Origin of the sequence: Streptomyces sp. NPDC085900 (assembly GCF_044540925.1) — a bacterium.
In the GTDB taxonomy this organism is placed as follows: domain Bacteria; phylum Actinomycetota; class Actinomycetes; order Streptomycetales; family Streptomycetaceae; genus Streptomyces; species Streptomyces gilvifuscus.
Genome location: NZ_JBITSP010000004.1, coordinates 191,981 through 208,680 on the forward strand (window position 1 = coordinate 191,981; position 16,700 = coordinate 208,680).

12 protein-coding genes and 1 pseudogene are annotated in these 16,700 nt (G+C 71.3%); 5 read left to right on the forward strand and 8 right to left on the reverse strand.

Features of this window, described 5'->3' with window-relative positions; genetic code table 11:
- Positions 1–153: 153 nt before the first annotated feature.
- The 6 genes from ACIGDI_RS14980 to ACIGDI_RS15005 are packed head-to-tail and all read right to left on the reverse strand — an operon-like array spanning position 154 to position 9,598.
- Positions 154–3,174, reverse strand: a complete 3,021-nt coding sequence (locus ACIGDI_RS14980; RefSeq protein ID WP_399895762.1) for an alpha-mannosidase — start codon at positions 3,172–3,174, stop codon at positions 154–156.
- Positions 3,175–3,208: 34 nt separating this feature from the next.
- Entirely contained in the window at positions 3,209–5,209 is a 2,001-nt protein-coding gene (locus ACIGDI_RS14985) for an endo-beta-N-acetylglucosaminidase (protein ID WP_399895764.1), read from the reverse strand.
- The gene (locus ACIGDI_RS14990) at positions 5,206–6,462 is read right to left on the reverse strand and encodes a glycosyl hydrolase (RefSeq protein ID WP_399895767.1); all 1,257 of its coding nucleotides are present in this window, start codon (positions 6,460–6,462) and stop codon (positions 5,206–5,208) included. Before ACIGDI_RS14990 ends, ACIGDI_RS14985 begins: the two co-directional genes overlap by 4 nt.
- A 32-nt stretch (positions 6,463–6,494) precedes the next feature.
- A complete protein-coding gene (locus ACIGDI_RS14995) occupies positions 6,495–7,400 on the reverse strand; it encodes a carbohydrate ABC transporter permease (protein ID WP_399895770.1) in 906 nt (301 codons plus the stop codon).
- A complete protein-coding gene (locus tag ACIGDI_RS15000) occupies positions 7,397–8,299 on the reverse strand; it encodes a carbohydrate ABC transporter permease (RefSeq protein WP_200698889.1) in 903 nt (300 codons plus the stop codon). The genes ACIGDI_RS14995 and ACIGDI_RS15000 overlap by 4 nt, the downstream gene beginning before the upstream one ends.
- A gap of 6 nt (positions 8,300–8,305) precedes the next feature.
- A complete protein-coding gene (locus tag ACIGDI_RS15005; RefSeq protein ID WP_399895773.1) occupies positions 8,306–9,598 on the reverse strand; it encodes an ABC transporter substrate-binding protein in 1,293 nt (430 codons plus the stop codon).
- Positions 9,599–9,829: 231 nt separating this feature from the next.
- Between ACIGDI_RS15005 and ACIGDI_RS15010 the strand changes: the two genes are divergently transcribed.
- The 5 genes from ACIGDI_RS15010 to ACIGDI_RS15030 all read left to right on the forward strand — a co-directional run bounded on the left by ACIGDI_RS15010 (position 9,830) and on the right by ACIGDI_RS15030 (position 13,935).
- Positions 9,830–10,840 (forward strand): LacI family DNA-binding transcriptional regulator, encoded by a 1,011-nt coding sequence (locus ACIGDI_RS15010; RefSeq protein ID WP_200698912.1) that lies wholly within the window; start codon positions 9,830–9,832, stop codon positions 10,838–10,840.
- Between the two features lie 108 nt (positions 10,841–10,948).
- Complete coding sequence (locus ACIGDI_RS15015) at positions 10,949–11,752, forward strand: SAM-dependent methyltransferase (RefSeq protein ID WP_399895775.1); 804 nt, start codon at positions 10,949–10,951, stop codon at positions 11,750–11,752.
- A gap of 98 nt (positions 11,753–11,850) precedes the next feature.
- Positions 11,851–12,093, forward strand: coding sequence for a DUF397 domain-containing protein (locus tag ACIGDI_RS15020; RefSeq protein WP_399895778.1), 243 nt, complete (start codon positions 11,851–11,853; stop codon positions 12,091–12,093).
- 85 nt (positions 12,094–12,178) lie between these two features.
- Positions 12,179–13,096 (forward strand): helix-turn-helix domain-containing protein, encoded by a 918-nt coding sequence (locus ACIGDI_RS15025; protein ID WP_399895781.1) that lies wholly within the window; start codon positions 12,179–12,181, stop codon positions 13,094–13,096.
- 230 nt (positions 13,097–13,326) lie between these two features.
- Positions 13,327–13,935, forward strand: coding sequence for a DedA family protein (locus ACIGDI_RS15030; protein ID WP_399895784.1), 609 nt, complete (start codon positions 13,327–13,329; stop codon positions 13,933–13,935).
- 14 nt (positions 13,936–13,949) lie between these two features.
- On the opposite strand, the pseudogene ACIGDI_RS15035 reads toward ACIGDI_RS15030, so the two are convergent.
- Together ACIGDI_RS15035 and ACIGDI_RS15040 are read right to left on the reverse strand one after the other, a co-directional pair.
- A pseudogene (locus ACIGDI_RS15035) lies at positions 13,950–14,423 on the reverse strand (alpha-1,3/4-fucosidase); the annotation flags it as partial.
- 129 nt (positions 14,424–14,552) lie between these two features.
- Entirely contained in the window at positions 14,553–16,418 is a 1,866-nt protein-coding gene (locus tag ACIGDI_RS15040; RefSeq protein ID WP_399895787.1) for a family 20 glycosylhydrolase, read from the reverse strand.
- Positions 16,419–16,700: the final 282 nt, after the last annotated feature.

Sequence of the window (16,700 nt, forward strand, 5' to 3'; positions counted from 1 at the left end):
TTCTCCTCGGTCCTGGTGCGACCCATTGTGGCCGCGTTCACCCCTGGGACGGAGCAGGGCCGCCGTTCTCGACATCCCCGGCACTACGGAGCACGGGCCGCCAGGGATCCCGGGACCCGCCTGACGAGGACGGTCCGCCTGTTCGACACCCGTCTAGGCCCTCCGCAACCGCAACGTCACCAGTTCGAAGGGCCGCAGGCGTACGGCGATCCGCGCGCCGTCGCGCTCCACCGCGGCGCCGTCCGTCAGCGGCCGCTCCAGGAGGTCGGTCACCGTGACGTCGGCGACCTCGAACCCGGCGCAGAGCACGGCCCGAACCCGCCCGCCGTGGGCCTCGTGGAAGCGCACCACGACGTCCCCGCTGCCGTCGTCGGCCAGCTTGACGGCGGTGATCACCACCGCCTCCTGATCGACCGACACCAGCGGCGCGACCTCGCGCGCACCCTCGACCCGCCGCTCCGGGACGTTGATGCGCCAGCCCTCCCGGACCGCGTCCCCGATGCCCGCACCGGGCACCAGCGCGTGCCGGAAGCGGTGCACGCCCTGGTCCGTCTCCGGGTCCGGGAAGCGCGGAGCGCGCAGCAGGGACACGCGGACCGTGGTGGTCGTGCCGCGGTCGCCGTCGGTGCGCACCGTGCGGGTCACGTCGTGGCCGTAGGTCGAGTCGTTGACGATTGCGACACCCCAGCCGGGTTCCTCCAGATGGACGAAGCGGTGGTTGCAGGCCTCGAACTTCGCCGCCTCCCATGAGGTGTTGGTGTGGGTGGGGCGGTGGAAGTGACCGAACTGGGTCTCCGACGCGTACCGTTCGGCATGCACGTCGAGCGGGAAGGCGAGCTTGAGGAACTTCTCCGTCTCGTGCCAGTCCACCTCCGTGTCCAGCACCAGCCGCCGCTCCCCCGGCGGCAGCGACAGCACCTGCGTGACCCGCGAGGCGCCGAAGGAACGCACGATCCGCACCGACGTGCCGTCCTCGCCGGGGGTCACCTCGTCGGCGTCGGTGAGGTCGGTCACCGTGTTGCGGTAGAACTCGTCCACGTCCCAGGCGTCCCACATGTTCGGGAAGTCGGGGTGGAGCTGGAGGAGGTTGGCGGCCCGGCCGGGGGCGATCGTCTCGCGGTCGGCCGTGCTGTCGTACGCGGACACGACCAGGCCCCGGGCGTCGATCTCCACCCGCAGCAGGCCGTTGTCGAGGACGTGCCCGCCGCGGGGGCGCGGCGAGAGGTGCGTCGCACCCTGGGTGAGTGCGGTGCCCGCGGCGCCTGCGGGGACGCCGGCGCGGGCGTGCGGGGCCGCGTTGAAGACGAGGGGCGTCGAACCCTCGCCCGCCAGGGCGCGTTGGGCGGCGTCGATGACGGCGTCCAGTTCGGCGGCGACCCGCTCGTACGTCGCCCTCGCCTCCCGGTGCACCCACGCGATCGACGAGCCCGGCAGGATGTCGTGGAACTGGTGCAACAGCACCGTCTTCCAGAGGCGGTCCAACTCCTCGTACGGATACGGGAATCCGGCGTGTACGGCGGCGGTGGCCGCCCACAGTTCGGCCTCGCGCAGGAGGTGTTCGCTGCGGCGGTTGCCCTGCTTGGTCTTCGCCTGGCTGGTGAGTGTGGCGCGGTGGAGTTCCAGGTAGAGCTCGCCGACCCAGACGGGCGGCTCGGGATATTCGGCCTCGGCCTTCTCGAAGAAGTCCCGCGGAGTCTCCCAGGTGACGGTCGCCGAGCCCTCCAGGTCCCGCACGCGTGCGGCCTTCGCGACCATCTCACGGGTGGTGCCGCCGCCCCCGTCGCCCCAGCCGGTCGGGGCGAGGGAGTGGCGGGCCACTCCCTTGTCCTTGAAGTTGCTTGCCGCGTGGGCGAGTTCGCTGCCCTTCATGGAGCAGTTGTAGGTGTCGACCGGCGGGAAGTGGGTGAAGATCCGGGTGCCGTCGATGCCTTCCCAGCGGAAGGTGTGGTGCGGGAACTTGTTCGTCTGCGACCAGGAGATCTTCTGGGTGAGCAGCCACTTGGAGCCGGCCGCGCGGATGATCTGCGGCAGCCCGGCCGCGAAGCCGAAGGTGTCGGGCAGCCAGGCCTCCTCGTTCTCGATGCCGAACTCGTCGAGGAAGAATCGCTTGCCGTGCACGAACTGACGGGCCATCGCCTCCGAGCCCGGCATGTTGGTGTCCGACTCCACCCACATGCCGCCGGCCGGCACGAACCGGCCGTCGGCCACGGCCTTCTTCACCCGCGCCCACACCTCGGGCCGGTGCTCCTTCACCCACGCCCACTGCTGGGCCTGGGACATGGCGAAGACGAAGTCGGGCTCGTCGTCGAGGAGGGCGGTCATGTTCGAGGTGGTGCGGGCGACCTTGCGGACCGTCTCGCGCAGCGGCCACAGCCACGCCGAGTCGATGTGCGCGTGGCCGACCGCGCTGACGCGGTGGGCGGAAGGAGCGGCGGGGGTCGCCAGCACGTCGGTCACACGCGAACGGGCGGCTTCCGCAGTGGCGTTGACGTCCTGAAGGTCGATCGCGTCCAGGGCGCGTTCCACCGCCCGCAGGATCTCCCAGCGCCGGGCGGACTCCACCGGCAGCTCGGCCATCAGCTCGCCGAGCACCTCCAGGTCGATGACGAGCTGCCACACGGTCTCGTCGAAGACGGCGAGGTCCATGCGGGTGAGGGTGTACTGGGGGTCGCTGCCGGCGGTCTCCTTGTCGCCCAACTGTGTCGGCAGGAAGGGGTGGTAGTCGAGGATGACCGGGTTGGAGGCGGCCTCGATGTGCAGGCGCACCTCCTCGCCGCCCTCGACGGGGGCACCGATCCGCACCCACTGGTTGCGCGGGTTGAGGCCCTTCACCGGTGTGCCGTCGGGGCGGTAGACCAGGCCCTCGCACTGGAAGCCGGGCATGTTCTCGTCGAAGCCGAGGTCGAGGACCGCCTCGACGGTCCGGCCGGCCCACGCCTCGGGCACCGTCCCGGTGACGCGGAACCAGCTGGTCCCCCACGGAGCACCCCAGCGGGCGCCCACCGCGATCGGCTCGGGTTCGGCCGCCAGCCCCTCGGCGACCGGCACCGGCTCACCGGGCGCGTGCCACACCGCGACCTCGAGCGGCACGGCCTCGGGGTACACGGCGGGACGGAGGCGCTCGTCCAGGACGCGCTTGAGACGGGCTTCGACCAGGGTGCGGTCGTCATGCATGCGGGTGCTCCGTAGCTCTTCCGGTGGCGGGTGGTTACCAGGTGTGGGTCACGGTGACGGGGGCCGACGAGGTGTACAGCTCCCCCACGGCGCGCAGCTCCAACCGCGCGGCCTTCTCGCCCTGTTCGGGCTGCAGGCCGGCGAGGAAGTACGCCCGTTGGCAGGTCGCGCCGAGGAAGCGGCGGGTGCCGTCGGCCAGGAGGCGGTGCAGGGTGTAGTGACGTACGTCGCCGGGTGCGGGGTCCCAGGCGAGGCGCAGGTCGCCGCCGGAGGCCGCCGTGACGCGCAGGCCGGAGGGGGCCTCGGGGGTGGCGACGGTGTCGCGGACCGCGAGGCCGCCGAGACGCCACCGCACCGGACCGGCGGTCGCGGTGAGCCGTACGGCGATCGAGTGGACCGTCCCCGTCAGACCTGTCAGCGGGACGGTCACGGTCTGCCAGCTGTCGACCGAGTTCACGGGCAGGAAGGTGTACGGCGGTGTCGCACCCGGGGCGTCCGGCTCGGCCAGGGCGACCGCGAGTTCGATGTTCACGGTCCCCGCGTCCGTCCGGTGCGTCAGCTCGACCACCGTGCCGGTGCCGGCCGGCAGCCGTGTCGCGTACAGCTCGACCGTCGTCGGAGCGTCCAGTTCACCGTCGACCAGCACGCTGCTGCCGCCCCGCCACGCGTCCGCGAAGTCGAACGACACCGCCGGCCGCGCCCCCGCCGTCCGCACCACCCACCGCCGCGACGGCAGCCGGTCCTGGAGGCCGAGGTGGTTCCACGGCGTGTCCGACGTGACGACCCCCTTCTCGTACCAGCGCAGCCCGTGCCCGGTGTTGAAGGTGCTCGCGAAGGGCACCCCGCTCACCGTCGACCGGTCCGCGACCGACACGGCGGGCGCCCGCCAGGGGTCGGCGGTGTCGGGCCGCGACGGATCCAGTGAACGCCCGGTCCAGAACCGGTCGTCGGCGGTGTGGAAGTCGTCCGGAGTGCGCGAGGCGGGCAGGTGGTTGCGCGTCCACTCGGGCCGGTAGAAGCCGATGGACGTGATGTGCGCCTTTCCGGCGGGCACGATCGCGTCCCAGTTCACGGACGTGTTCGACCCGTTGGACTCTACGTCGACGCCCGCCCACAACTCGTACCGGCTGCGCCCCAGTTGACCGGCCTTCTGCCCGGAGGAGGCGAGGCTGCCCGCGCTCCAGCGGAAGTCCACGAACATGTCGTCGGCGGCCTGGAAGAACGCCTGGTTCTGGCTGTTCAGCGCCCCCTGCCAGCTCACCGTCCCGTTCACGGTCATGGCGTCGTACCAGGTCACGCGCTGTCCACGGGCCCTTGCCAGCGCCTTCAGCTCCTTGACGAAGCCAAGCATGTCGGCTCCCAGCGCCGCGTTGCCGCCGCTCGTCTCGGCGTTCACGAACCAGCCGTCGAAGCCGTACGCGGCGGCCACAGCCACCAGTTGTGCGGCGAGCGGGTAGTGTCCGGCGGCGTCCTTCTGCACCAGGTCCCGCGTCCACTGCAGCTGTCCGCCGTAGGCGACCGGTGGCAGGAAGATGTTGCCGAGGACGGGGACGCCGTGGCGGTGGGCGGCGTCGACGATGGGCGCGTTCGGGGCGAGGATCAGCCCCTCGCCGGACGAGCCGCCCCAGAACACCAGCTCGTCGAGGTACGCCCAGTGGGTGAGGGCGTAGTAGTCGGCGGTGGCCGAGCCCTGGGAGGGGTTGCCCGACGTCGGCCCGAAGGACACCAGCGACTGGACGCGGGCCTGTCCCGAGCGGGCGGTCGCGTTCGCCGGGGTCGGGGTGAAGCGGGACGCCAGCGGCACCGAGGCGGCGTTGAAGGCGAGGTCCGGGTCGCCGGCGGCCGTCCAGGACTTCAGGCTGCGCCAGGTGACGCCGGTGCCCGGGGAGCCCGCGGGCAGGGAGTCGGGGTACCAGTACGAGGCGTACGGCTGGGTGGCCGCGGCGGTGGCTTTCGGCGCCGCGAAGGCGGGCAGCGGTGGCAGCAGGGCGGCCGCGGCGCCGGCGAGCAGGACGGTGCGTCTGGTGGGGTTCACGAGCTGGTGCCTCCTTGTGGGGTGGGGAGTACCTGTTCGGGAGTGACGACTTCGGTGATGCCGCGCGCGGCGAGGTGGTCCCCGTCGTCCGCGCGGGTGTCCAGGACGGTCGTGGGCCGGGCGCCGTCGGCGGTGAGCCGGAAGAAGGCGTCGAAGACCGGGCCGCCGGGAGCGCAGCGGGAGCGCGAGCCCGGCTCGGCGGGGACCACGAGCGCAGTGGTCCGCGGGGCGGGAGCCCTGTGCTCACCGGATGCAGCCGCGGCCAGTACCCGTGCCGTGTCCTTAGGGCGCCGGTCGTTGGTCAACAGGCCCAGGCCGTATTCGAGTTCGGGGAAGTCGGCCAGTTCCCGGGACACGTCGTGGGAGCACCACCAGGTGATGCCCCAAAGGTCGGGGCAGTCCAGCGCGTTCGCGACGGTGGCCTCGGTGAAGGCGGCGGCGTGCTCGGGCGGGACCAGCGGCGCGGGTGCGCCGACCTCCTGCAGCCAGACCGGTCGGTGCGGGTCGCCGGCCCAGGCCTTGGAGAGTTCGACGAGGTAGGCGGCGTGGTGTTCGGTGGGGACGGCGGTACGGCCGTGGCGCTGGGCGGTGCCGTTGAAGACCCAGGAGTGCACGGCCGTCAGCGCCCCGTGCCGGGCGGCCTGCGCCGGGGTGAACGGCATGTCGTCCTGGTACCAGGTGGCGTCGTACTCGGCGTGCAGGTGCAGTCTGCCGGGGGCGCCCTTCTCGCAGGCGGCCAGCATGCGCCGCAGCCAGGCGTCGATCTCGTCCTCGGTCGCCCGGTCGGGGTCGGGATGCGGGCCGGCGGAGAACTGGTTGACCTCGTTGCCGAGGGTCATGCCGAGGAAGTTCGGCCGGTCGGCGAGCGCGGCGGCGAGCGTGCGCAGGTACTCCGCCTGGCCGTCGAGCACGTCCGGGTCGGTGAACAGGTTGCGCCGGTGCCAGGTGCGCGTCCACGCGGGCAGGAAGTCGAAGCTGCTCAGGTGTCCCTGCAGGCCGTCCACGTTGACGTCCAGCCCGCGTTCGGCCGCCGCGTCCACGAGCTGCGTCAGCTGCTCGACGGCACGCCCGCGGATCAACGTCCTGTTGGGCTGGAAGTACGGCCACAGCGGGAAGACCCGGATGTGGTCGAGGCCCAGTGCGGCGATGGAGTCGAGGTCGGCGCGTACGGAGTCGGGGTCGAAGTCGAGCCAGTGGTGGAACCACCCTTCGCTGGGGGTGTAGTTGACGCCGAAGCGCACGGCAGGAGGCATGCGGTGTCCTTGCGGGGGCGAGTCGGGGATGTTCAGCCCTTCACGGCGCCCTCGCCCACCCCGCGGAAGAAATACCGCTGCAGACAGGCGAACAGGGCGATCAGCGGTGCCACGGCGATGACCGTGCCGGCGGCGACGAGCCGTTCGTCGTTGGCGAAGGTGCCGTGCAGATAGTTGAGGCCGATGGTCAGGGTGAACCTGGAGGGGTCGCTCAGCACGATCAGCGGCCACAGGAAGTCGTCCCAGGCGCCCATGAAGGCGAAGATGGCGACGACCGCGACGGTTCCCCTGACCGACGGCAGCGCGATGCGCAGGAACCGCTGCCAGACGTTGGCGCCGTCGACGTAGGCGGCCTCCTCGATCTCGTAGGGCAGGTTGAGGAAGGCGTTGCGCATCAGCAGCACGTTCATGGCGCCGATGCAGCCGGGCAGGACGACCCCGACGAGGGTGTTGTTCAGGCCCAGCTCCCGCATGGTGGTGAACTGGGCGATGATGATGCCCTCGACGGGCACGAGCATCGCGAGGATGAACACGAGCGTGGCGACCCGGCGCCCCCGGTAGCGCAGCCGGGCCAGCGCGTAGCCGGCGAGGGCCGAACCGACGCAGTTGGTCACGACGTTGGCGGTGGCGACCTTCAGCGAGTTCAGGGCGTAGTCCCAGACGGGGATGGTGTCGGCGACGCGTTCGTAGTTGTGCAGGGTCGGGTGGCCCGGCAGGAACCTGGGCGGGGAGCTGAAGATGTCCTCCGTCGGCCCCTTCAGGGAGGTGGACAGCTGCCACAGGAACGGGCCGACGGTCAGGGCCAGCACGGCGAGCAACAGCGCGTAGCGCAGGACCAGTTCCCACACCCGGATGCGGCGGCCGTGCTCGTCGGTGACGCGGGGTTCGCGCGCCGCGGGCTTCTCGGTCCGCGGTCGTGTCCTCTCCAGGACGCTCATGTCTCGTCCCTCCGGTCGGCGCGCAGTACGAGCAGCATCAGGGCGACGGTGACGACGAAGACGACCACGGAGATGGCCGAGGCGTAGCCGACGCGCCCGGTCAGGCCGGTGCCGGTGCGCTGGACCAGCATGACCAGGGTGGTGTCCTCGCCGGCCGGTCCGCCGCTGGGCCCCGCCATCAGGTACACCTCGGAGAAGACCTTGAAGGCGGCCACCGAGGACAGCGCGCCGACCAGGACCATGGTCGAGCGGACGGCGGGCACGGTGACGGTGAGGAAGCGGCGCACCGCTCCCGCGCCGTCGACGGCGGCGGCCTCGTGGAGTTCGCGGGGGACGTTCGCCAGCGCCGCCAGATAAATGATCATGTAGTAGCCGAGGCCCTTCCAGACCGTGACGGCCATGGCGCTCAGCAGGAGCAGCCACTGGTCGCTGAGGAAGCCGACCCGGCCGACCCCGATGGTCTCCAGCAGCGAGTTGACCAGGCCGCGTTCGTCCAGCAGCCACACCCAGATGAGCCCGACGACGACGATCGAGGCGACGACCGGGGTGTAGAAGGCGGACCGGAAGAAGGTGATGCCGGGGATGTTCTTCTGGACCAGCAGCGCGAGCAGCAGCGGCAGGACGACGAGCGCGGGGACGACCCCCACCACGTAGAGGGTGCTGTTGCGCAGGCCGATCCAGAACATGTCGTCGTGCAGCAGCTCGCGGAAGTTGGCGAGCCCGACGAACTTCCCCGGGATCAGGGTGCGGCGGTCGGTGAAGGAGTTGACCAGCGTGGAGACGAACGGGTACAGGATGAACACGCCGGTGATCAGCAGTCCGGGCGCGGCGAACAGCCAGGGGCTGAACGGCAGTTGGCGCCGCACGCGCTGCACCCGGGAGGCGGTGGACAGGGCCATCGGCTGCTATCCCTGCTGCTGGAGAAGCGTGTTGCACTGCTTGACAGCGTTGTCGAGAGCCGCCTCGGGGCTCTCCTTGCCCTGCAGCGCCTTGGCCACCTCGTTGCGCAGCGCCGTCTTCATCTGCTCGCTGAACAGCACCGGGGTGTAGTTGACCGCGTTCTTCAGCGACTTGGCGGCGGCGATGCGCACCCGTGTCTCGTCGGTGCCGTCCTCCTTGGTGAAGTACGGGTCGTCGAGCGAGCCGGCGGTGCTCGGGAAGATGGCGACCTTCTTGGCGAAGGACATCTGGTGCTCGGCGTCGGTGACGAAGTGCGCGAAGGCCACGGCGGCCGGCGTGTGCCTGGTCTTGGAGTTGACCATCACGCCCATGACGTACATGTTGACGTGGCCGGTGCTGGTGATCTGGTCGGTGATGCCGATGTTCTTGTACAGGTTCGGCGCCTGCTTCTTGAAGTTGCCGAGGTCGAGGGCGCTGCCGGGGTTCATGGCGACGGCCTCGGTGAGGAACTTCCTGCCGGAGGACTCCGGGGTGGCGGTGAGCGCCTGCGGGTCCAGGGCCTTCGCGTCGTACAGCTCCTTGTACTTCGCGAGCATCTGGACGCCCTTGGCGTCGTTGAAGGTGAAGGCGGTGCCCTGCTTGTTCATCAGCTCGACGCCGTAGCGGCCGAAGTCCTCGATCGTCGGGACGTTGGCGAGGGTCGCCACCTTGCCGTCGCTCTTCTTCGCGAGTTCGAGGGCGTCGGCGAAGAGTTCGTCGTACGTCTTCGGCGGCTTCTCGGGGTCGAGGCCGGCCTTCTTGAAGAGGGACTTGTTGTAGAACAGCGGGCCGGTGTTGAGGTACCAGGGGAAGGCGTACGTCCCCGTCATGCCCGGTATCCGATGGCTGGCCCAGGCGCCCTCGAGGTACTCCTTCTTGTACTTCGCCGCGGCCTTGTCGAGATCGAGGGCGAGGCCGGCCTTGGCGAGCGGGGCGACGAGGTCGGGCGAGACGTTGACGACGTCGGGCAGGGTGCCGCCCGCCGCGTCCGCGCTGATCTTGTCGGCGTAGCCCTCGGCGGGCTGGTCGACCCACTTCACATGGGTGTCCGGGTACTTCTTCTCGAAGTCGGCGATGACTCCCTCGAAGTAGTCCTTGAAGTTGGCGCGCAGGTTCCAGGTCTGGAAGGTGATGTCGCCCTGGACCTTGCCCGAGGCGTCGGTCGAGCCGCCGCCGTCACCCCCGGAGCCGCAGGCGCTCAGCGGCAGGGCGAGACAGAGGGCAGCGGCGGCGGCGAGGGTTCTGCGGGATACGGGCACGATGGAACGGCCTCCTTGTGCGGCGGAGTGGCAGCGGGGTTGGCCAACGACCGAGACCCTGCACGCCGTTTCAGCGGCCCGTCAATGGCACCGGCGAAGCTAATTTCATTAGTTGCTAAAGCGCATTAGGTTCTTGCAGCTGAACCGCATTAGTGCATATTCTCGCGGAATCCTTCGGACGAATGGGGAATCACCGTGTCAGGCAAGCGGTCACCCGCGCCCCGGCCCACGATGAAGGACATCGCGCGGCACGCCGGGGTCTCCCAGAGCGCGGTGTCCTTCGCGCTCAACGGCCGGCCGGGGGTCTCCGAGGGGACCCGCGACCGGGTGCGCCGGGTCGCCGAGCAGCTGGGCTGGCGGCCCAGCACGGCGGCGCGTCAGCTGTCCGGCGAGGGCGCGGCGACGGTCGGCTTCGTCCTCGCGCGGCCCGCGGACACGCTCGGCGTGGACTCGTTCTTCCTCCAGCTCGTCTCGGGCATCCAGGAGGTGCTGGCCGAACGCCATCTCGGCCTGCTCTTCCAGGTGGTGGAGGACGTGGCCGACGAGTGCGCGGTCTACCGGCGCTGGTGGGCCGAGCACCGCGTCGACGGCGTCCTCGTCGTCGACCCGCGCACCGACGACCCGCGCCCCGGCCTCCTCGACGAACTCGGCCTGCCCGCCGTGGTGATCGGCGGCGCGCCGGACGAACGCCATCCGGGCATCTCCACCGTGTGGGCGGACGACGCGGGCGCGATGGCCTCGGTCGTGGACGAGCTGTACGCGCTGGGCCACCGCCGGATCGTGCACATCGCCGGTCTGCCGGGCCTGGCCCACACCGAGCGCCGGATCCGCACCCTGCGCGCCGAGGCCGGACGCCGGGGCCTGACCGAGGTGGAGTCGGTGACCACGGACTACTCGGACGCGGAGGGCGCGGCCGTCACCCGCCGGGTCCTGGAGCGCCCCGCTCCCCCGACGGCGCTGATCTACGACAACGACGTGATGGCCGTCGCGGGTGTCGCCACCGCCGCCGAACTCGGCTTCTCCGTACCGGCCGACGTGTCGGTGGTGGCCTGGGAGGACTCGGCGCTGTGCCGCATGGTCAAGCCGTGGCTGTCGGCCCTGTCCAGGGACAGCGTGGAGTTCGGGCGCACCGCGGCCCGGGAGCTGACCGCGCTGGTGGACGGGGGGCCGGCCCGGACGGTGCGGGTACCGGTACCCCGGGTGATCGTGCGCGACAGCACGGGGGCGGCGCGGGGCCGCTGACGCGGCGCCTCACCCGAGGGGGCGGAGGCCCCGCGGCACGCGGCGCGGCGACCCCCGGCCGGTGTCAACGGCCGGACGACGCAGCCCAGTTCGTGTGACCCTTTCCCCATGACGGACGAAGCCCCGCCGGACGACCGGCTGCGACTGGACCGGCCCCACTCGGCCCGGGTGTGGAACTTCCTGCTCGGCGGCAAGGACAACTACGCCGCCGACCGGCAGGCGGGCGAGGCGATCCTGCGGATGTTCCCGGACATCGCCATGCTCGCCCGCCTCCAACGGCGCTTCCTGGTCCGGGCCGTGAGCCATCTGACCGCCGAGGCGGGCATACGCCAGTTCCTGGACGTCGGCACCGGACTGCCCACGGCCGACAACACCCACGAGGTGGCCCAGCGGATCGCCCCCGACAGCCGCATCGTGTACGTCGACAACGACCCCCTCGTGCTGGTGCACGCCCAGGCCCTGCTCACCAGCACCCCCGAAGGCGCCTGCGACTACCTCGAAGCGGATGTCCGCGACCCCGAAGGCATCCTCCAAGAGGCCGCGCGGACACTGGACTTCGACCGGCCGATCGCCCTCACCATGCTCGGCATCCTGGGCCAGCTCCCCGACTCCGACGACCCGCACGCCCTCGTCAGGCGCTATCTCGACGCCCTTCCCTCCGGCAGCTGCCTGGCCCTGGCCGACGGCACCGACACCGACGAGGCGCTCAACCGGGCCATCGCCGTCTACAACGCCAACTCCACCGGCTCCTACCACCTGCGCCCGCCCGAGCGGATCGCGGCCTACTTCGACGGCCTCGAGCTCATCGAACCCGGCATCGTGCCCATCTCCGAGTGGCATCCGGAGCCCGTCGACGTCGGTGAGACGCCCAGCGGGGTGGACACGGTCTGCGGTATCGGCCGCAAACCGTGAAAAACGCAATTACCGCTGCAATTGCAGAGGATCTTGGTACTGTCATTCTCGGGCAACAACGGTGTCCGCCGGGCGAGTCGATCGCGAAGAGGCTTCAGATGCGACGAGTGGACAACGGCATGCCGGCGGCCGAACTGACGGACGTGGTCTGGCACAAGAGCCGGTACAGCAACCCCGAGGGCAACTGCGTCGAACTCGCGCTGCTCCCGGACGGCCGTGTGGCCGTGCGCGACTCCCGTCACCTGGAAGGTCCGGCACTCGTCTGCACCGGCGCCGAGATCTCCGCCTTCGTCCGCGGTGTGAAGGACGGCGACTTCGACGGCCGACTCCCCGGTCGCTGAGGTCAGCACACCCCGCGGACGGCCGGAGGGCGCCGGTCGAGCACCGTCGCCCTCCGGCCACTCCACCTCTCCCGAGGGGACGATCATGACGCCGGCTCGCCCCGAACGCGTCTCTCCCGACCCCGGCCCCGCCTCCGGCGTCGTGAGCCTCCGGCACGGCGGGCCGACCGTACAGCGCGTCATGCTGGGCACCCGCCTGCGCCGCCTGCGCGAGTCCCTCGACATCACCCGCGAGACCGCCGCGTCGGCCATCCGCGCCTCGGACGCCAAACTGTGCCGCATGGAGCTGGGCCGCGTGGGGTTCAAGGTCCGTGACGTCGCCGATCTGCTCACCCTGTACGGCGTCGAGGACCCGGACGTACGGGAGGAGTTGCTCGACTCCGTGCGGCAGGCGAACCGGCCCGGCTGGTGGCGGGCGTACGGCGACGCCTTCCCCAGCTGGTTCGAGCAGCACCTCGGGCTGGAGGAGGCGGCCTCCCTCATCCGCACCTATGAGGTCCAGTTCGTCCCCGGCCTGCTGCAGACCCCCGCCTACGCCGAGGCCGTCATCCGCCTGGGCCGCACCGTCACCTCGCAGGACGCCGTCCGGCGCCGGGTCGATCTCCGGATGACCCGCCAGGAACTGCTCTCCCGGCCCGACGCGCCCAGGCTGTGGGTCGTGGTGGACGAGGCGGCACTGCGCCGACCGCTCGGCGGCCCCGAGGTGATGCGCGCCCAGCTGCGCCGACTGGCGGAGGCGGCCGACCTTCCCGGCGTCACCGTGCAGGTACTCCCCTTCCACGTCGGCGGGCACGCGGCGGCCGGCGGCCCGGTCACCGTGCTGCGCTTCCCCGTGCCCGACCTGCCCGACGTCGTCTACCTGGAGCAGCTCTCCAGCGCCCTCTACCTGGACAAGCCCGAGGACGTCGACCACTACCTCGCCGTCATGGACCGCCTCAGCGTGGTCGCGCTGCCGGCCGCGGACTCGGTGGACTTCCTGGAGCGGGTCCTGAGTGAGACATGACGGCGCGGGCCGCGCGCGGGCGCGGCCACTGCCGTCGGGTGGCGGGTCCGGCCTCCCTCGGCCTCGACGCACCGCGCTGGGTGCGGGCACGCCCCCCGGTGACACGCTGTCCCTGCGGACGACAGTGAAGCGCCGCCGGGCCGGGGACGCCTCCCGGCGCCGGTCGGGGGTACTCGTCGGTGTGCCGCCGGTGAAGGTCACCGGGCGGCGGCCGGGAAGGGAGTCGGCGGATGAGCACGCTCCTCCACTGGCTCGACGATCTGTCCGCGCCCGTGGTGTACGTGGTGGTCTCGGCCATGGTCTTCGCCGAGGACGCGTTGTTCTTCGGGTTCGTGCTGCCCGGTGAGACGGCGGTGATCGTCGGCGGCGTGCTGGCCCGGCAGGGCGTGGTCGACCTGGTGTGGCTGTCGGTCGCCGTCGTCGTCGCCGCGATCCTCGGAGACGGCGTCGGCTACGAGATCGGCCGGCGACTGGGGCCGCGGCTGCTGGGCAGCCGTGCGCTGCGCCGGAAGACGGAGCGGGTGGAGAAGTCCCGCGACCTGCTGCGCCGGCACGGGCCGGCGGCGGTGTTCATCGGCCGCTTCATCGCCCTGTTCCGCTCCTTCGTCCCGGCGATGGCCGGCGCCTCGGACATGCCGTACCGCCGCTTCCTGCTCTACAACGCGCTCGGCGGGGTGATCTGGGGCGTCGGCAACGCCGTACTGGGCTATGCGGCGGGGGCCGCCTACCAGCACGCGGAGACCCTGGTCGGGCGTTCCGTCGCGCTGGTGACGGCCGTGCTGGCGGTCGTCGCCCTCGTCGTCTGGCGCGTGCGCAAGCACCGCCGGAACCACGCGTGACGGCGTTCCCGCCGTCAGACCCGCGAGCGGTAGAGCGCGAACTGCGCGAGGTGGACGGCCGCACGTGCCGACGTGACCCGCAGCCGCCAGCGGCGGGCCCGTACCGGCGCCTGGAGCAGCAGGATGCGGCTCGCGCCGATGGTGCCCGCCGAGGCGACCCGCACCCAGTCCCCGTCGACGACGGCTTCCACCACGAACGCCTCGACCTGCTGACCGTGCCGGACGTCCTCGGCGAGCCGGATCCGGTCCACCTCGCGTGCCGTGCCGAGGTCGACGGTCCGCGCCCCGGCGGAGTCCGCGACCCGCGCGCCCCGGGCGAGGTCGGTGGGCAGCTCCGCGTCGACGCGTTCACGGAACTCGCGCAGCCGGACCACGTCGGTGGCGTGGAGCAGTCCGTCGGTGTCCGGCGGGACGTTCAGCAGCAGCACCGAGTTGCGGCCCACCGAGCCGAAGTAGATGTCGGTCAACTCATCGACCGACTTGGGACGAGGGAACCGTAAGGTGCGTCGGCCGGTGCCGCCAGGGCAGGCGTCGCGGGGACGCCGACCGCGGCGAGGGCCGCCGCCGAGGCGACGAAGGTACGTCTGGAGACTGCCATGGTGTTCCTGCTCCTCGGGTCAGTCGGCGGTCAGGTGCCACACGGCCGGGGTGCGCTGGTCCGGCGGGTACTGGACCGTCCGGCCGTCGTCGGTGACGCTCAGCGCCATCTGCGTGATCGCGTTGACGAGCCGGAAGCCGCCGGCGGCGGCTTCCAGTTGCCAGCGCTGCAGGGTGTCCGTCGCGTCACAGGCTGCCCGGTCGGCCTCAATGCCGGGCTGGAGCGGCACGTTGAGCGTCAGCCTGCCGCCGCTGATCTCCAGACAGCCGTCCGCGGTCCTGAGCGAGGCGTAACCGTCCGCGGTACGGGTCAGGTCGGCCTTGAAGGAGACCCCGCCGGTGGTGAGGGTGTACGCCCCCTCCGGCACCGGCACCGGCAGCCGGGTCGGATCCCGCCACCCCGGCGCGTGCCCGACCGCCGTGCGGCGGGCGGTGAACTCCGCGTAGGTGGCGTCGGGGTGGGGGTCGCCCCAGGTGGCCTGGGCGATGTGGCGCAGCGCGGGCCACAGCTCGACTGCGACCTCGTTCTCGGTCTCACCGCGGCCGTTGTCCGGCCAGAGACTGATCTTCGCGCCGGTGACGCCCTTGCCGGAGGCGAGTTTCTCGCCCTCGAAGCTGCGCGGGTCCCAGCTCTGGTCGTACAGGGACCGGGTGTCGGAGTGGAAGCCGCCGCGGACGAGGTAGAGCGAGTAGGCCGCGTTCATCAACGGGTAGCCCTGCGCGATGAGTCGACTGGGCTTCACCGCCACGTTCAGCCAGTGCTCGACGGTCGTACCGGCCGCCACGGGCACGGTGTTGGCGCCGGTGAGCCCGTCGTTCCAGATGCGCAGCTTCCGGCCCTTGCTCGCGGCGTAGGCCTGGACGCGGTTGACGAAGTCGACGTACGCGTCCTGCGGGGTGGCGCTCGAACCGTACTTGTCCTGGGCGTACTGGAGCATCTGCGGATACTTGGAGTAGTCGGAGCCGAGCATGTACTCGTCGGCTCCCATGTGCCAGGACTTCGCGGTGAAGACCTGCGCGTACTCGTCCATCAGGCCGGTGTAGTAGTCGAAGGCCTTCTGCCGGGTGACGTCGAGGCGGGCGGGCTGCTTGTTGCCGTCGGAGTCGGTGAGCTGCAGGTCGGGGCGGTTCTCGATCCACGGGTCCATGTGGCCCGGGGAGTTGATCTCGGGGATGATCTCGACGTGGTACCGGTCGCCGAGGGCGACGAGCCGGCGGATCTCGTCCTTGGTGTAGTAGCCCCAGGTGTCGGCCTCGGGGTGGGCGTCGCTCTTCACCTTCAGCTCGACCAGCAGCTGGTTGAGCTTGTGGTACGCCATCTCGCGGACCAGGTTCTCCAGCCAGGGCAGCGTGATGTGGACGTAGCAGGCGCAGACGCCGACCCCGCGTTCCCGGTAGCGGGGTCCGTCGACCGTGCGCCCGGCGGGGATCCGGTCGCCCTGGGCGAGGAGTTGCAGGAGGGTGCGGGTGCCGTAGAAGGCGCCGGTCTCGGTGGCGCCGGTCACCGACAGCCGCCGTCCGGCGCGGAGTTCGTAGCCCTCGGCGCCGAGAGCCGTGCGAGACGCCTGGACGTCGATGACGATGTCGCCGGTGCGGGCCCCGCCGGGGACGACCGGCACGGTGCCGTGCCCAGCCGCCCGCAGGTCGTCGGCGAGGGTGTCGGCGACGCGGCGCTCCGCCGGAGTGTCCGCGACCAGTCGGGTGCCCCGGCCGAAGAGGTAGCCGCCCGACTCGGCCGACCAGTCGGCCAGTGCCGGCACCGTGACCGGCGCCCGCCCCTCCTGCTGCTGTTCCTCCTGCGCGGCCGCCGACGTCGGCGCCGCCAGGAGTGTCAGTGCCGCCGTCGCGCCGAGCAGGCGCAGCGCTCGCTTCCGGAACTCAGCCATGCCACTCCACCTCGGACGGAGGCTCCCATTCATCGGAGGTCTGATCATTGGGCGGCCTCACAGGGCTGTCAATGGGGCGCGATTCGACCCCAGTTGGGCCAGTGATCGGATGACCTGCGGGTCCGAGGAGAGCGGCCCGACGGCACCGCTCCAAAAGTCCAAGAAGACCCACCCGAATGTCCAAGAGCCGGTGCTCTCGACGTGGGGCCGGGCTCCGGGGCAGAGTGCTCTCCGTACCGACGATTACTGACGAGTACTGACGAGCAAGCCCCTGTAACGCAC

Excerpts from the sequence above, each read along its gene's own strand:
- ACIGDI_RS14980 (WP_399895762.1), bottom strand. The coding sequence starts at position 3,174 with ATGCATGACGACCGCACCCTGGTCGAAGCCCGTCTCAAGCGCGTCCTG.
- ACIGDI_RS14990 (WP_399895767.1), bottom strand. The coding sequence starts at position 6,462 with ATGCCTCCTGCCGTGCGCTTCGGCGTCAACTACACCCCCAGCGAAGGG.
- ACIGDI_RS14995 (WP_399895770.1), bottom strand. The coding sequence starts at position 7,400 with ATGAGCGTCCTGGAGAGGACACGACCGCGGACCGAGAAGCCCGCGGCG.
- ACIGDI_RS15000 (WP_200698889.1), bottom strand. The coding sequence starts at position 8,299 with ATGGCCCTGTCCACCGCCTCCCGGGTGCAGCGCGTGCGGCGCCAACTG.
- ACIGDI_RS15010 (WP_200698912.1), top strand. The coding sequence starts at position 9,830 with ATGAAGGACATCGCGCGGCACGCCGGGGTCTCCCAGAGCGCGGTGTCC.
- ACIGDI_RS15015 (WP_399895775.1), top strand. The coding sequence starts at position 10,949 with ATGACGGACGAAGCCCCGCCGGACGACCGGCTGCGACTGGACCGGCCC.
- ACIGDI_RS15020 (WP_399895778.1), top strand. The coding sequence starts at position 11,851 with ATGCGACGAGTGGACAACGGCATGCCGGCGGCCGAACTGACGGACGTG.
- ACIGDI_RS15025 (WP_399895781.1), top strand. The coding sequence starts at position 12,179 with ATGACGCCGGCTCGCCCCGAACGCGTCTCTCCCGACCCCGGCCCCGCC.
- ACIGDI_RS15030 (WP_399895784.1), top strand. The coding sequence starts at position 13,327 with ATGAGCACGCTCCTCCACTGGCTCGACGATCTGTCCGCGCCCGTGGTG.
- ACIGDI_RS15040 (WP_399895787.1), bottom strand. The coding sequence starts at position 16,418 with ATGGCTGAGTTCCGGAAGCGAGCGCTGCGCCTGCTCGGCGCGACGGCG.